Consider the following 14,744-nt stretch of genomic DNA (forward strand, 5'->3'; position numbering starts at 1 on the left):
TCGCCTACCATGGCGGGGTGAGCGACAAGGTAGCGGGCTTCTACCCCGACCCGGACGGCGAGAACCGTCAGCGGTACTGGGACGGGGACGCCTGGACGGAGTACTACACGCCGCTCGCGCCCAAGGCCGCCGAGGTGCACGGCTCCGCGACCGCCGCCGCCGACTATCCCTACCTCGCCCAGGCCAACCACCCGGACGTCATGGTCGCCCCGGGCGCCACACCGAACGCTTGGCCGACGTCCTCCACGTGGGGACCGGCCGCGCAGCCCCAGGGCGGCGAGGACGAGACGAAGGTGTTCACCTCCGGGGTGCGCGGCACGCCGGGTGGGATGGCCGCCGTGGTCGCGGTATCCCTGCTCGTGATCATGCTGGTGGTGGGCGTCGGCTGGTGGCTCGTGAACGGGCGCAACCCCTCCGACCCGGACCCGACCGCCGGACCGTCGACCTCGGGACCGCAGGGCGGCGGCCAGACGAACACCGGAAGCGTGGTCGTCGACGGGAACTCCTCCGGCGAGGTTCCGGGCGGCGGCACCTGGGTGGGCACCCTGACGATCACCGAGGACGCCACCTACCTGCTGGACGCCCGCGCCAACGACGGCACCCTGGACCTCGAGCTGGACGTGCGCGACGCGGGCGGGGCGTCCCTCGGCGGCAATGACGACCGCGGCCGCGACCTGTCCGAGCTCGGCGGGGTCTCGCTCGACCCGCTCGCATTCGTGACGCTGACCGCCGGCGAGTACGAGGTGGTGATGTCCGAACACAACGGCGCGGACGCCGGCTTCCAGCTCACCACCACCCAGATCTCCGACCGGCTCGAGCTCGGCGCACGCGCGTCCGCCGACATCCCGTCCGGGGGCGCGTACTACGCCGTGGTGGACCTGCCCGAGGCCGGCACCTACACCGTCGACGTCGCGGACACCGAGGGCGAGGACCCGAGCCTGTACACGTTCGACTCCGACGGCCGGTTCCTGGTGAACGACGACCGGGACTATGACGCCGGCGACTACGACCCGCTGCTGGAGGAGTCCTTCGCCGCCGGGCCGCTCGTGGTCATCGTGACCGAGTACTTCGGCAACGCGACGTCGGTCGACATCACGGTCACCGGGCCCTGACGTGGCCAGGAAGAGGGCCGCGGCCGCTCCCCGGACGCCCGCCACCACGGCGCTGACGCGTGCCGGGCTGACCTTCACCACGCACCCGTACACCCACGACCCGGGCAGTGACCTCAGTTATGGGCTGGAGGCCGCCGCCGCGCTCGGCGTGCCGCCCGAGGTCGTGTTCAAGACCCTCGTGGTGCACGTCGACGGGCTGCGCGGCTCGGGGCTCGCGGTCGGGGTGGTGCCGGTCAGCAGCTCGCTCGACCTGAAGGCGATCGCCGGGGCCCTTGGGCACAAGAAGGCGACGATGGCCGACGGCGCAGCGGCCGAGCGTAGTTCCGGTTACGTCATGGGTGGGATCTCGCCGATCGGGCAGCGCACGGCGCTGCCGACCGTGGTGGACTCCTCAGCGCAGGCGCTGGCGACGATGTACGTCTCCGGCGGGCGGCGGGGCTTCGACATCGGGCTCGCTCCCGCGGACCTGGCCGCGGTCACCGGGGGCACCTTCGCGCCGATCGCGCACTGAGACACGGCAGGGAATCGCGCACGGTCGGCCCCAGGTGATACCACTGGTGCTCATGCAGACATCCTTCGTCACCAGCAGCACCGTCGCCATCACAGGTGGATATCTCGTCCCGATCGACGGCGACCCGATCGAGTCCGGCACCGTCCTGATCGTCGACGGCGTGATCCGCGCCGTCGGCGCGGACGTGGAGGTCCCCGAGGGGGCCGAGATCGTGGACGCGGCCGGGAGCTGGGTGCTGCCCGGCTTCGTGGAGCCGCACGCGCACCTGGGCGTGCACGAGGAGGCCGAAGGGCCGGCCGGTGACGACACGAACGAGATGACGAACCCCAACGGTGCGGCGCTGCGGGCGATCGACGCCATCAACATCGACGACCTCGGGTTCCGGGACGCGCTGGTGGGCGGGGTGACCGCCGCGGTCATCAAGCCGGGCTCGGGCAACCCGATCGGCGGCCAGTCCGTGGCCCTCAAGACCTGGGGTGCGCGGACCGTCGACGAGCAGGCGTTCCGCACCGCGGTGTCCGTGAAGTCCGCGCTCGGGGAGAACCCGAAGCGCGTCTACGGCGAACGCAAGCAGACGCCCGCCACCAGACTCGGGGTCGCGAAGGTGATCCGCGAGGCGTTCGTGGCCGCACAGAACTACGCGGCCGAGCGCGCCCGTGCCGCAACCGACGGCAAGCCGTTCGCGCGGGACCTCGGCCTGGAGACCCTGGTCGCCGTGCTCGACGGCGAGCTCATCTGGGACCAGCACACCCACCGCCACGACGACATCGCCACCGCGATCCGGCTCGCCGAGGAGTTCGGCTACCGGCTGGTCGTCAACCACGGCACCGACGGCGCCCGGATCGCCGGCGTGCTCGCCGAGAAGGACATCCCGGTCATCTTCGGCCCGATGCTCACGTCCCGCTCGAAGGTGGAGCTGCGCACCCGGGACATCGCGAACCTGGCCCGGCTCGCCGAGGCCGGCGTGCGGATCGCGATCACCACCGACCACCCGGTGGTCCCGATCAACTTCCTGGTGCACCAGGCCTCCCTCGCGGTGAAGGAGGGCCTCGACCGCGACCTCGCCCTGAAGGCGCTGACCATCAACCCGGCCCAGTTCCTCGGGCTCGACGACCGTGTAGGCGCACTGCGGGAGGGACTGGACGGGGACGTGGTGATCTGGTCCGGAGACCCGCTCGACGTCTACTCGCGCGCGCAGCGGGTGTTCATCAACGGCCGCGAGGAGTACTCGCTCGAACTCGGGGTCCGCGAGCGCGACTGAGTACCGACCAGTCCTGAACCCGGCGCGCGGGCACGCCGCGCCCGGGTCAGGACGCGAACGGCTCGTGCGTGGTGACGATCTCCCGGCCGAGCGGGGTCATCGAGATCGGGATGAGCTTCAGGTTGGCCCACCCCATCGGGATCCCGATGATCGAGATGAACAACGGGATCGACGTGATGATGTGCCCGATCGCGAGCCACCACCCGGCCACGATGAACCAGATGACGTTCCCGATCCCGGAGATCACCCCCGCCGTCGGGCGCTTGACGACCTCCCGGCCGAACGGCCAGAGCACGTAGTTCGCGATCCGGAACGACGCGATCCCGAACGGGATCGTGATGATCAGGATGCAGCAGATCACGCCGGCCACGGCGTAGCCGACGGCCAGCCAGAACCCGGCGAAGACCAGCCAGATGATGTTCAGGATCGTGCGCACCCGACCATTCTCTCATTCCACGACACCGCGGTCGGAGAACTCCGGGACCGGTGAGACCGACCCGCTCGCCACCCACAAGCGTGGGTAGGCTCCGGCAGGTGGACGATGCTGCGATGACCCCCGAGGACCTGTGCGGTGCGACCCTGTCCCACGTCGCCCTGGACGGCGCCGTGTGGATGGGCGCCGAGATCGACGAGCTGGACCTCGACTCGGTCACCCTGCGGCGGGTGCGGGCCGGTGGCGGCACGTGGGAACGGTGCCAGTTCACCGGAGTGGACCTCGACGGCGCCGACCTCGCCGGACTCACCACCCGGGACTGCGGGCTGGTGCGGACATCCCTGAACGACGCCCGGCTGACCGGATCGTCGTGGCTGCGCTCGCGCTGGCGGGAGGTCACCGCCGAGGGCGTCCAGGCGGACCTGCTCTCCGCGCACTCGGCCACGTGGACCGACGTGACGCTGACCGGCGCCCGACTGCGACAGGCGGACTTCTCGGATGCGACCATGCTGCGGGTCCGGTTCGTCGAGTGCGACCTGACCGAGGCCCGCTTCGCCGGGCTGCGTGCCGACCGGGTCTCCTTCACCGGGTGCGACCTCGCGGGCGCCACCGGCGTGGACTCGTTGCGGGGCGCCACCCTGGCGTGGTCGGACGCGACCTCGGTGCTGCCGTCGCTGGCCCAGCACCTGGGTATCCGGCTGACGGAGGACCCCGACGGCTCGAACGCACGCCGATGAGCGACGACGTCGCCAGCCTCGCCCGGGTGCGGGAGCGGATCGACGCGGCGGCCCTCGCCAACGGACGCCCCGCCGTCGACGTGCAGTTGCTGCTCGCGGTCAAAATGATCGACGCGGCCCGGATCCGGGCTCTGCTGGAGGCGAGCGGCACCACCCTGATCGGGCAGAACCGGGCCCAGGAACTGACCGCGACCGAGCCCGACCTGATCGGTGTGGCGCACTCCACGCACTTCATCGGGCACCTGCAGTCGAACAAGGTGAACGCGGTGCTGCGCTGGGTGGACTGCGTGCAGAGCGTGGACTCGGCCAGGCTGGCCGGGCGTCTGGACCGGGCCGCTGCCGCGCGCGGCCGGGACCTGGACGTGTTCGTGCAGGTGAACACCTCGGGCGAGGCGACCAAGGCCGGGGTACACCCTGACGAGGCCGCGGACCTGGCCGCCGCCGTCGGAGGCCTTGAGCACCTGCGGCTGCGCGGCTTCATGACGATCGGGGCCAACTCCCCTGAGACGGCGCGGGTGCGCGCCTCCTACGACGCACTCGCGCAGGCACGCGACGACGTCATCTCCTCGGGTTCGCCCGGCACCGCGGCGGCGCGTGAGCTGTCCATGGGCATGAGCCGCGACCTCGAGGTCGCCGTCGCCGCTGGCGCGACCATGGTGCGCGTCGGTACCGGGGTGTTCGGCGCACGGGCCTGACGCCTCGAGGGGAATAGCCAGGCTCGGCCGTCGTTGAGATAGGTGGACAGTCGATCAAGGAGAGCAATGCCCACCATCAACGTCACCACCGACGAGTTCGAGAAGACCATCACCGACAACGACATTGTGCTGGTCGATTTCTGGGCGTCCTGGTGCGGCCCGTGCCGCCAGTTCGCGCCGGTCTACGAGAAGTCCTCTGAGAAGCACGGCGACGTCACGTTCGCCAAGGTGGACACCGAGGCCGAGCAGGCACTTGCCGCGCAGGCCGGGATCCAGGCGATTCCCACGCTGATGGCGTTCCGCGACGGAATCCTCGTGTTCAACCAGGCCGGTGCCCTGCCGGGCCAGTCCCTCGAGCAGCTCATCGAGGGCGTCAAGGGCCTGGACATGGACGCGGTCCGGGCAGAGGTCGCCAAGCAGCAGGCCGGCGAGGCCGAGGTGGGATCCGCGGACCCCACCGCCGTACCGACCAACTGAGCTACCGGTCCCGAGCGCCTCAGGCGCTCGGGACCTGGATGCCGATCGCGCGGGGGCGAAGCGTCACCGTGACGGCGACGACCCGGCCGAACCCGTCGCCATCGAGCTGGATGCTCTGCGGCGGGTCGAACCGTGCCGTCAGCGTGCGGGCCCGGACGTAGGGCAGGACGCGCAGGTCCGGGGTTGCGCGCAGCACGGCGCGGCCATTCCTGGAGCGATGCAGGATGCCGCCGACACCGAGGCGGGTGGCCACGCGCGTCCACTGCCAGAACCCGATGGGGCGGAACAGCACCACATCGAGGAGCCCGTCGTCGGCCTTGGCGTCGGGCAGCAGGACCATGCCCCCGGTGAGGGTGCCACAGTTGCCGACGATCACGGTGTGCGCCCGGATGGACTGTTCTCGCTGGCCGTCCACGCGGTAGTGGATCAGAAAGCGCTGGTTGCCCAGGACCGACCTGCTGATCGGGTCCACGTACGCGAGCCAACCGATCCGCCGCTTGAGCGCGCTGCTGGTGTCGGTCGCCATGCGCGCGTCCAGCCCGACGCCGGTCATCACAAGGAACGCGTGCGAGCTCGTGGACCCGTCATCGTGCTCGAGTGAGACCAGCCCCACGTCGATGGGGCGAGTGGCTCCGGTGAACGCGGTGCGGACGGCCGTCTCCGTGTCGCGCATGAGGCCAAGATTGCGCGCCAGCAGGTTGCCGGTTCCTGCCGGCACGACGGCGATCGGGATGCCAGTCGAATGCAGTTCTTCGGTGACCGCCCGGATCGTGCCGTCACCGCCCGCGACGATCACGACCGCCGGGTCATGCGCGACCGCCCGTCCCGCGGCCAGTTGCCCGGCATCGTCGATGGTCGTCTCGAGCCACACCGTCGGCAGCCACCCGTACTGCTCCTGCGCCGCGGCGACCGCGGTCCGCAGGCGCGCGAGATCGACGTTCGTGGGGTTGACGATCACAACGGCCCGCCGCGCGGCTGTGGTGGCGCCCTCGTCGGAGACTCGGGGCGCCACGACCGGGTGGGCGTCTCGGCGGCTCACGGCTCTGCTCAGGGCACGCGTTCGAGCCACTGCGCGGTGGCGAACTTCTCCGTCACCAGCTGCTCGGCGCGGGCGAGCTCCTCGGGCTTGAGCAGGCCGTCGACCGTGTCGTACCGGGCGCGGAAGTGGTTCTTCATCGACTCGATGATCGCGGCCCGGCTCATCCCGGTCTGTCGGCGCATCGGGTCGACCCGCTTGTTGGCGGACTTGGTGCCCTTGTCCGAGAGCTTCTCCCGTCCGATCCGAAGGACCTGGAGCATCTTGTCCGCGTCGATGTCGTAGGACAGCGTGGCGTGGTGCAGGACGGTGCCGTTGGCGAGCCGCTTCTGGGCGGCGCCGCCGATCTTCCCGGCCGGTGAGGCGATGTCGTTCAGGGGGACGTAGTGGGCGTCGACGCCCATCTCGGTCAGGGCGCCGAGGGCCCAGTCGTCCAGGAACGCGTAGGACTGCTCGAAGCTGAGGCCGTCGACGAGGCTGCCGGGCACGTACAGCGAGTACGAGATCGCGTTGCCGGGCTCCATGAACATGGCGCCGCCGCCGGAGATCCGGCGCACCACCTGGACGCCGAGCTCGTCGGCTGCCTCCATGTCCACCTCGTTGCGCAGGGACTGGAACGAGCCGATCACCACGCACGACGAGTCCCACTCCCACAGGCGCAGGGTGGGGCCGCGCCGCTTGGCGGCGACCTCCTCCAGGAGCACCTGGTCCAGGGCGAGGTTCATGATCGGCGGGAGCGCCCGCGGGTGCACGACCTCGAAGGTGTGGTCGCTCCACCCGGACGCGTGCCCGAGTGCCCGCCGGACGGCGATCGCCACGGACTGCGGCGTGAACCCGATCAGGTGCGCGTCCGCGGTCGCTGCCGCGACCAGTTCGGTCATCTGCGTGACCGTGGCGTCCTGGGCCAGACCCGTCAGTGCGGCGTCGATGGCCTCGAGGGCTTCGTCGGGCTCGAGGAAGAAGTCCCCGCTGATCTCGACCCTGCTCAGCCTGCCCTCGGCGACCTCGACCTCGGCAGCCACCAATTTGCCCTGCGGAACCTTGTATTCACCTCTGGTCACGTACTCACCCTAAGCGCCGCCCGGCTCCACGGCCTCCTCCTGCGGCTCGCCACCACCGACCGACTGAGCGCTCGTGACCAGCGGATCGTCCGCCGTCGCCCGGCGGCCCTGCGGCGACGGCGCCCGCCGGTCAGAGCGGGACCACCTCGTGGCGGATCAGTCCGTAGACGAGCGAGTCGACCAGCGCCTCCCAGGACGCCTCAAGAATGTTCGGGCCGACCCCGACGGTGCTCCAGGAGTCCTGGCCGTCGGTCATCTCCAGCAGAACGCGGGTGACGGCGTCGGTGCCGTGGGAGGAGTCCAGCAGCCGGACCTTGTAGTCGATGAGTTCGAAGTCCTCGATCGCCGGGTAGGCCGTCACCAGGGACTGCCGCAGGGCCGCGTCCAGGGCGTTCACGGGGCCGTTACCCTCGCCGGTGGACACCACCCGGACGTCGCCGGTGTGCAGCTTCACGGTGGCCTCGGCGTTGACCTCGCCGGTCTGTTGGGTGTGCTCCACGATCGCACGCCAGGACTCGGTACGGAAGAAGGCAGGGCGGGTCCCTGCGATCTCCTCGCGCAGGAGGAGCTCGAAGGAGGCGTCCGCGGCGTCGAACGTGTACCCGTTCGCCTCGGCGTCCTTGACCCGCTCGGTGACCCGGCCGAGCAGGTCGCTCTGGCCGCTGAGGTCGAAGCCGAGTTCACGGCCCTTCAGCTCGATACTGGCCCGGCCGGCCATGTCCGAGACGAGCATGCGCATATCGTTGCCGACCTTGCGCGGGTCGATGTGCTGGTACAGGTCCGGGTCCACGCGGATGGCGCTCGCATGCAGACCCGCCTTGTGCGCGAACGCGCTGGCCCCGATGTAGGGCTGCCGGGCGAACGGGGCGATGTTGGTGATCTCGCTGACCGCGTGCGCGATCCGGGTGACCTCGGCCAGGCCAGCGCCGCCGAGCACGGGGATCTCCAACTTCAGCTCGAGGTTCGCGACCACGGCGAGCAGGTCGGCGTTCCCGGTGCGTTCGCCGTAGCCGTTCACGGTGCCCTGCACATGGTGAGCACCGGCGATGACGGCGGCCATCGAGTTCGCGACGGCGCAGCCGGAGTCGTTGTGGGCGTGGATGCCCAGGCGGCCGTCGGTGCGCTCGCGCACCGAGGAGACGATGTCGAACACCCAGTCCGGCAGCATGCCGCCGTTCGTGTCGCAGAGGGCGACGACGTCCGCCCCGGCCTCGAACGCCGTCGTCACCGCGCGCAGTGCGTAGTCGGGATCGAACCGGTACCCGTCGAAGAAGTGCTCGGCGTCCACGATCACCCGGCGGCCGGCGTCGGTCAGGTACGCGACGGTGTCAGCGATCATGGCGAGGTTCTCCTCGCCGTCGGTGCGCAGGGCGCGCTCGACGTGCCGGATGTCGCTCTTCGCGACGAGCGTGATCGTCGGCGCCGCGGAGTCGAGCAACGCCCGCACCTGGGTGTCGGTGTGCGCCCGGCCGCCGGCCTTGCGGGTCGAGCCGAACGCCGCGAGCTCGGCGTTGGAGAACGTCAGGTCCTTCTCCGCGCGGGCGAAGAACTCCGTGTCCTTCGGGATCGCACCCGGCCAGCCGCCCTCGATGAACGTCACCCCTAGCTCGTCCAGGAGTGGGGCGATGGCGAGCTTGTCCGCGACGGAGAGGTTCATCCCCTCCTGCTGGGCGCCATCGCGCAAGGTGGTGTCATAGACGTGCACATCGGCTACGTCGGGCTTCGATGCGGTACTCATGATCGTCAGCTTCCGGGTGGTACGGGTTCTGCTGTTCTCCTCATCCTCCTCGCTCGGAGCGGGGTGCTGCCCGCGCGGATCGGATGTTCCTGCTGCCATCGGCGTCACCGGATGGTTGGCCCCGGCAACAAAAAGACCCCCCGGGGTGCGGGAGGTCTGCGCGTTCGCCGAGGCGGCGAACGCGCTAATCGATAATCAGGACGCTGGTGGGCATCATTCGCTCATGATGTCACATCCATGCGGCGTGAGCGCACACGGGCCGCGCTGGCGCCGCGCGGCCGGCGATGTCCGTCCGAGGTCCTAACCTCAGGGGGTGGAGATCCTGGTCGCGTCCGAGGCGGGGACGCTGCACGCGCTCGCCCTGGACGACGATCTCGCGCCGACCCGCACGCAACGGCTCGATCGGTCGGAGTTCGCCGCCTTCGCCGCGTCGGTCGAGCCCGGGCAGCCCCGCTGGGTCTGGGCGGACACGGCGGCCCTGTATCCCGAGCTTCTCCGCGGCGGCGTCCCGGTGCAGCGCTGCCTGGACCTACGCCTGTGCCACGTGATCCTGCGCCATGCGGCACCGGGTTCGTTCGAGGGCGACGACCTCTGGGACTCGCCGGTACTGGCCGAGGCCGACCCGACGCCGTCGCTGCTCGATGACCTCGAGGACATGGCCCGGCTCGGCGACGTGGGTCCCGAGGAACTGCTCGCCGAACGGATCCGACAGCGGGACGCACTCGGGGCCGTGGCAGACCCGGGCCGGGTGCGATTCCTGCTGGCTGCCGAGTCCGCCGGCGCCCTGATCGCCGCGGAGATCGCGCATGACGGGCTGCCGTGGGATCTGGAGGCCCACGATCGGATCCTGACCGACGTGCTCGGGCCGCGGCCCCGGCCCGGGATGCGGCCGAAACGGCTCGAGGAGCTGGCCGGAATCATCCAGGAGCGTCTGTCCGCGCCCCGGTTGAACCCGGACTCGCCGGTGGACCTGCTGCGCACCCTGCGCCGGGCCGGTCTCGACGTGAAGAGCACCAGCAAATGGGAACTGCGCGAGCTCGAGCATCCCGTGGTGGAGCCGCTCCTGGAGTACAAGCGCCTGGCCCGTCTCCTGAGCGCGAACGGCTGGACCTGGATGGACTCCTGGGTGCGCCCGGGCACAGAGGATCGGCGCGGCCGGTTCTTTCCCGACTACGTCCCCGGCGGGGTGGTCACCGGCCGCTGGGCCACGAGCGGTGGCGGTGCCCTGCAACTTCCGAAGCAGATCCGGTCGGCGGTCCGCGCCGATCCGGGTTGGAAGCTCGTGGTCGCCGATGTCGCCCAGATCGAGCCACGGGTGCTCGCGGCGATGTCGCGGGACGAGGCCCTGGCCGCGGCCAGCCGCGGTACGGACCTCTATCAGGGCCTCGTGGACGCCGGGATCGTGGACACCCGCGCCCACGCGAAGGTGGCGATGCTCGGCGCCCTCTACGGAGCCACCACCGGTGAGGCCGGGCACCTCATGCCCCGGCTGCTGCGCGCCTACCCGCGAGCGACCGGTCTCGTCGAGGACGCGGCCCGAACCGGCGAGCGCGGCGGGGTGGTCCGCACCTGGCTCGGCCGGACCTCACCGCCACCGTCGGCGACGTGGCGCGAGGTCCAGGGCGTGGCGACCCAGCCGGACGCCGGGGAGACCGCCGAGCGGCGCGCCCGCCAGCAGGCTCGCGACTGGGGCAGGTTCACCCGGAACTTCGTGGTGCAGGGCACGGCGGCCGAGTGGGCGCTGGTCTGGATGGCGGAGATCCGGCGCCGGCTGACGGCGATGACGAACGGCGCGGATCGTCCGCACCTGGTCTACTTCCTGCACGACGAGGTGATCGTGCACTCCCCCGCCCACCTGGCCGACGACGTCGCAGCGGCGATCCGTGACGCTTCGGCGGAAGCCGGCCGGCTCCTGTTCACGGGGTTCGGCGTGGAGTTCCCGTTGGACGTGGCGATCGTGGAGCACTACGGCGAGGCCGAGTGAGGGCCGGTCACGGCAGCTCGACCTCCAGGATGACCCAGGTCCCGTCGAGGAACTGGGTCGTCACGACGATGCCGATGTGGACCGCACTCGGCGCCGACGCGACAGTGCCGTCCGCGTGGGTGATCGTCCGTCCACCCTCCACCACGTCGATGGTGACCCGGTAGGTGTCGTCGACGTGTTCCACATCCGCGCCCGCGGTCTCGACGCTGGGGGTGCCACCGGCGAGCGTCGATCCCTGCGTGACCAGGTCGTTCACGCTCGCGATCGCGCCCGTGCAGAACGTACAGTCCGGTCCGCTGATCGCCTCGAGCCCGGCCGCGTCACGAGAGGCGTGTGCGTCGGAGTAGGTCAGGAAGAAGTTGGCGGCGGCAGCCACCGCGCCGGCCCGACCGGGATCGCTCAGGTCCGCCGGTGGCTCGGCCATCGGCGCCACGAACGGCCCCGACCCGAAGCTCACGCCGTCGACCTGCCACCCTTCGGCACCCCACACGATCGAGACCCAGAGCTCGGGGTAGCGGCCGTTCGCTTGCTCGACCTGACTCCCGTCATCCGCGATCCGGATGCTTGGCGACTCCATGACATCCAACTGCACGATGTAGCGCCCCTCCGCGCCGTCCGGGCCGGCGGTGAGCGAGTGCAGGACCTCGAAGCCGCCGCCGGAGTTCCTGCCACCCTCGGCGTGCAGCGCGGCCGCGCCGTCGGCGATCTGCGCGCAGACGACACAGTCCTCGGTCCCCAGCGCCTCCCACTCGTCCAGGTCACCCGAGGTGAACAGGTACGGGAAGAGGCTGATGAAGTAGGAGGCTGCCGCGACGGCACCCTCCGGCCCGGGGTCGTCCATCGCGGCCGGGCGGACCGGGGGCGCAACACCTTCGAGGGTGTTCTTCTGCCGGTCCTCGGCCTGAGCGACGGTGGTGGCATCGCCACTCTCGGAGTCGGTCGGCCGCTGACTTCCAGACGGTGAGCCGTCGCATCCCGGGACCAGGACAAGCGCGGCAAGGGCCACCACGGAGGCGACCGAACGGTGGATCCGAGCACTCGAGTTCGATGGCATGCTCGGACGGTAGTGAGGCCGTCGCCGACGCGTGCGGAGGCTGTGGATAACTGACCCTCACACAGGTGCGCGTCGGCGCTCTACCGCCTCCGCACCGGCGACCTGGTCACGCACGACGACCTGCCGGGGCGCGAGGCGGTCGAGGCGCCACTGACCTGAGCAGGGCTCAGCCTCAGGCCCGTACGACCCGGATCGTGGGTGGCGTGGCGAGGGTCTGGCCGACCACGCAATAGCGTTCGGTCGCCCTGGCCAGCCGCTCCAGTGCGGTGTCGTCCGCATCGGTGGTGAGGCTGATGGTCACGACGATGTCCTGCACCCCGACCGGTGCCTCCCGGTCGATCCCGAGAGTTCCGCGGGCATCCCACCATCCCTCGGCGGCCAACCGGGCCGACGAAGCGTCGACGCCCATCGCGGTGGCGACGGCTCGAAGGGTGACGCCTGCGCAGGCGAGCAGAGCCTCCAGGAGCAGGTCGGCGGAACATGCGTCCGCACCGGTACCACCAGCGGCTCGATGCAGGCCGGCGCGGATCGGACCGGCGTACCCGTCGATCGTCGCGGTGACGGCCTGGTCGCGGTAGTCGCCACCCGCCGAAGTCGGAACCCGCGCGGTCTCCGGTGCGGACCGGTACTGCTCCTTGAGCGGTGCCTGTGCAGCCCTCAAACTGGTGGCGTCCATGGCCCACGGTACCGCCGCCCGCGGTTCGGCAGAGTGGCCGTACTCGACCCGAGGCAGCGCGGTCAGGGCACGAGGTTCGTCTCGGCCGTCTCCACGCGGAGCGGGTCCGAGGCCGTGACGGTCGTGGCCGTACCGTTCACCGGGAGCCACGGGCCGGTGCCGTTGATCTGGAACTCGCCCGACCAGCTCGTGGTGAGGGTGATCTCGACCGTCTCGGCGGTCGTGTAGACGTGGGTGAGGGTGTGGTCCGGGTAGCCGGCGCCCGCGTCGGTGGTAACCAGAGGAGCGGAGCCGTCGCCGAAGTCCCAGGTGAACTCGACGGGCGTCGCGCGCACCTCGACCGGTAGGCCCAGGACCGTGGTCGAGAACTCCTGGGTGGCCCCGTCCGTGAAGACGATCGTGTCCATGTTCACGAGCGTCCACTCGCCCTGGGGCTGGAGATTGATCTCCGAGCCGAGCAGCAGCAGGCGCTGGAAGTCGGTGACGGTGAGCGTGAGTGCCTCGGTCGCCGGCACGAGTTCATCCTCGCCGTTACCGGCCTTGAATTTCATTGCCACCGTGCCGGCATCCGTCAACAATGGGCAGCCAATGGGTATCGCACTGAATTCACTACCAGCCACCGGACAGTCCGGATAGAGCGCGAAGATCTCCTCGACTGTCAATGAGTCTCTAGAACCTGAAGCTTGTGTCACCGTAGGTGAGACTCGATTGCCCATCTCGTCCCACTCTTGACCTCCGACCACGAAACTACCGGCGTCGTCTTCATCGACAAACCCGCTCCATTGCCCTGGTGCCGACGTCGGTTCTTCGGAGGGGTCCATGGGAGCTACTGCGAGGAGCAGCAGCACAAACGCGTATACAGGGTGGCCAATCATCCGACCTCCCCTGTGTGCACGGCCAAGACCGTCCATGCGTCAACGTCGAAGATCACGTTCACGACTGCGCCCTCAAAGGAAACTGGGTCGACGACTTCTATCGTTCCGTCGGCGTTGACAACCGTCGCCTCGCCCTGAACCGCACTGAATGAAACGCGGTAGAACCCTCCTTCGGGCACATACTCGACGGTCATTTCGGTTGGGACTATCTCTCCACCTCGAAGAACGCCGCCAGCATCCGCCATCTCCTGTACACCCTCGACGACACTCTGGCAGAACGCACACTCCGGCCCACTCATCGCCGTCCAAGTCGCGAGATCTGCGGTCGCATAGACATAGGCATAGTGGTCCAGGAAGTACGCGACTGCCGCCAAGGCGGCGTCGGGGCTGTCTTCGGTCAACCCTGCCGGCCGGTCCGGTGACGGAACCTCCGTCGGCTCCTCGGTCGTCGGCTCTTCAGTAGTCGGCTCGTCGCTCGTCTCGGTCGTCGACGTCGTCGGCTCGACGGGCTCCGCACCGTCACACGCGGCGACCAGCACGACCAGAGCGAGCACCGCCGTCGGGACGTACCAAGGACGCCTTCTCCCCCGCCACGACCCCCGCGTCATGGACCGACCGTAGTGAATGGACCCCGGATTCGGAAGACCCTGTGGATAACCTCAACGACTCTTCCGCGACGCCCCGCGTCAGCCCGGCCCGCGCGCGTATCGTCGAAAGACCCGAGCCGAACGGAGTACCCCATGACCGTCACGCAGATCATCGCCGACCTCAGGGTCGACGATCTCGACGAGGCCCGGCGCTTCTACGTCGACGGGCTCGGCCTGACCGAACAGCCCCTCGGCCTCGACTGGGTCACCCGCTTCGTCGACCCCGGCACCGGGGCCGCCGTCCAGGTGCTGACCCGGGACGCGACCGCGCCCGAGGCCCCCGCGGCGTCGGTGAAGGTGGACGACGTGCACGCCACCTACGCGTCGCTACGCGACGCCGGCTACGAGATCGTCCACCCGCTCACGACGGAGCCGTGGGGCGTCGTCCGGTTCTTCGTCCGGACGCCCGACGGTACGGTCCTCAACATCGTCCAGCACCACACCTGA

Annotated in this window: 16 protein-coding genes; 8 read left to right on the forward strand and 8 right to left on the reverse strand. The window is 70.1% G+C overall.

Annotated features, from left to right (window positions below; all coding sequences use genetic code 11):
- The first annotated feature begins 17 nt into the window (after positions 1-17).
- The 3 genes from KCQ71_RS06435 to KCQ71_RS06445 are packed head-to-tail and all read left to right on the forward strand — an operon-like array spanning position 18 to position 2,884.
- Complete coding sequence (locus tag KCQ71_RS06435; RefSeq protein WP_223404031.1) at positions 18-1,112, forward strand: DUF2510 domain-containing protein; 1,095 nt, start codon at positions 18-20, stop codon at positions 1,110-1,112.
- A 1-nt stretch (position 1,113) separates the two neighbouring features.
- Positions 1,114-1,623, forward strand: coding sequence for a Cys-tRNA(Pro) deacylase (gene ybaK / locus KCQ71_RS06440; RefSeq protein ID WP_223404033.1), 510 nt, complete (start codon positions 1,114-1,116; stop codon positions 1,621-1,623).
- Positions 1,624-1,675: 52 nt separating this feature from the next.
- Complete coding sequence (locus KCQ71_RS06445; RefSeq protein WP_223404144.1) at positions 1,676-2,884, forward strand: amidohydrolase; 1,209 nt, start codon at positions 1,676-1,678, stop codon at positions 2,882-2,884.
- A 46-nt stretch (positions 2,885-2,930) separates the two neighbouring features.
- On the opposite strand, the gene KCQ71_RS06450 is transcribed toward KCQ71_RS06445, so the two are convergent.
- A complete protein-coding gene (locus KCQ71_RS06450; protein WP_154794939.1) occupies positions 2,931-3,320 on the reverse strand; it encodes a YccF domain-containing protein in 390 nt (129 codons plus the stop codon).
- A 98-nt stretch (positions 3,321-3,418) separates the two neighbouring features.
- Here KCQ71_RS06450 and KCQ71_RS06455 point away from each other — a divergent pair, with 98 nt between their 5' ends.
- From KCQ71_RS06455 to trxA, 3 genes are all read left to right on the forward strand, one after another.
- The gene (locus KCQ71_RS06455) at positions 3,419-4,054 is read left to right on the forward strand and encodes a pentapeptide repeat-containing protein (RefSeq protein WP_223404035.1); all 636 of its coding nucleotides are present in this window, start codon (positions 3,419-3,421) and stop codon (positions 4,052-4,054) included.
- The gene (locus KCQ71_RS06460) at positions 4,051-4,749 is read left to right on the forward strand and encodes a YggS family pyridoxal phosphate-dependent enzyme (protein ID WP_223404037.1); all 699 of its coding nucleotides are present in this window, start codon (positions 4,051-4,053) and stop codon (positions 4,747-4,749) included. Before KCQ71_RS06455 ends, KCQ71_RS06460 begins: the two co-directional genes overlap by 4 nt.
- Before the next feature lie 66 nt (positions 4,750-4,815).
- Entirely contained in the window at positions 4,816-5,226 is a 411-nt protein-coding gene (trxA, locus tag KCQ71_RS06465; protein ID WP_223404044.1) for a thioredoxin, read from the forward strand.
- Positions 5,227-5,245: 19 nt separating this feature from the next.
- Here trxA and KCQ71_RS06470 read toward each other — a convergent pair whose 3' ends face one another.
- The 3 genes from KCQ71_RS06470 to cimA form a co-directional block, all read right to left on the reverse strand.
- On the reverse strand, positions 5,246-6,265 hold the full coding sequence (locus tag KCQ71_RS06470) for a diacylglycerol/lipid kinase family protein (protein ID WP_308116615.1): 1,020 nt from the start codon (positions 6,263-6,265) through the stop codon (positions 5,246-5,248).
- Positions 6,266-6,273: 8 nt separating this feature from the next.
- Positions 6,274-7,323, reverse strand: coding sequence for a lipoate-protein ligase LplAB (lplAB, locus tag KCQ71_RS06475; RefSeq protein ID WP_223404048.1), 1,050 nt, complete (start codon positions 7,321-7,323; stop codon positions 6,274-6,276).
- Between the two features lie 130 nt (positions 7,324-7,453).
- On the reverse strand, positions 7,454-9,061 hold the full coding sequence (gene cimA, locus KCQ71_RS06480; RefSeq protein WP_223404050.1) for a citramalate synthase: 1,608 nt from the start codon (positions 9,059-9,061) through the stop codon (positions 7,454-7,456).
- Positions 9,062-9,374: 313 nt separating this feature from the next.
- Here cimA and KCQ71_RS06485 point away from each other — a divergent pair, with 313 nt between their 5' ends.
- Positions 9,375-11,045: a bifunctional 3'-5' exonuclease/DNA polymerase gene (locus tag KCQ71_RS06485; RefSeq protein ID WP_372453942.1), complete on the forward strand. Its 1,671-nt coding sequence runs from the start codon at positions 9,375-9,377 to the stop codon at positions 11,043-11,045.
- A gap of 7 nt (positions 11,046-11,052) precedes the next feature.
- On the opposite strand, the gene KCQ71_RS06490 is transcribed toward KCQ71_RS06485, so the two are convergent.
- From KCQ71_RS06490 to KCQ71_RS06505, 4 genes are all read right to left on the reverse strand, one after another.
- The gene (locus KCQ71_RS06490; RefSeq protein WP_223404052.1) at positions 11,053-12,099 is read right to left on the reverse strand and encodes a DUF6318 family protein; all 1,047 of its coding nucleotides are present in this window, start codon (positions 12,097-12,099) and stop codon (positions 11,053-11,055) included.
- 172 nt (positions 12,100-12,271) lie between these two features.
- Entirely contained in the window at positions 12,272-12,775 is a 504-nt protein-coding gene (locus KCQ71_RS06495) for an OsmC family protein (RefSeq protein ID WP_223404054.1), read from the reverse strand.
- Between the two features lie 62 nt (positions 12,776-12,837).
- On the reverse strand, positions 12,838-13,326 hold the full coding sequence (locus KCQ71_RS06500; RefSeq protein WP_223404056.1) for a PKD domain-containing protein: 489 nt from the start codon (positions 13,324-13,326) through the stop codon (positions 12,838-12,840).
- Between the two features lie 320 nt (positions 13,327-13,646).
- Positions 13,647-14,258, reverse strand: a complete 612-nt coding sequence (locus KCQ71_RS06505) for a DUF6318 family protein (protein ID WP_223404058.1) — start codon at positions 14,256-14,258, stop codon at positions 13,647-13,649.
- A 132-nt stretch (positions 14,259-14,390) separates the two neighbouring features.
- On the opposite strand from KCQ71_RS06505, the gene KCQ71_RS06510 reads away from it, so the two are divergent.
- Positions 14,391-14,744, forward strand: coding sequence for a VOC family protein (locus KCQ71_RS06510; protein ID WP_223404060.1), 354 nt, complete (start codon positions 14,391-14,393; stop codon positions 14,742-14,744).

The sequence above is a fragment of the Occultella gossypii genome, from assembly GCF_019947135.1.
Taxonomy (GTDB): Bacteria; Actinomycetota; Actinomycetes; order Actinomycetales; family Beutenbergiaceae; genus Occultella; species Occultella gossypii.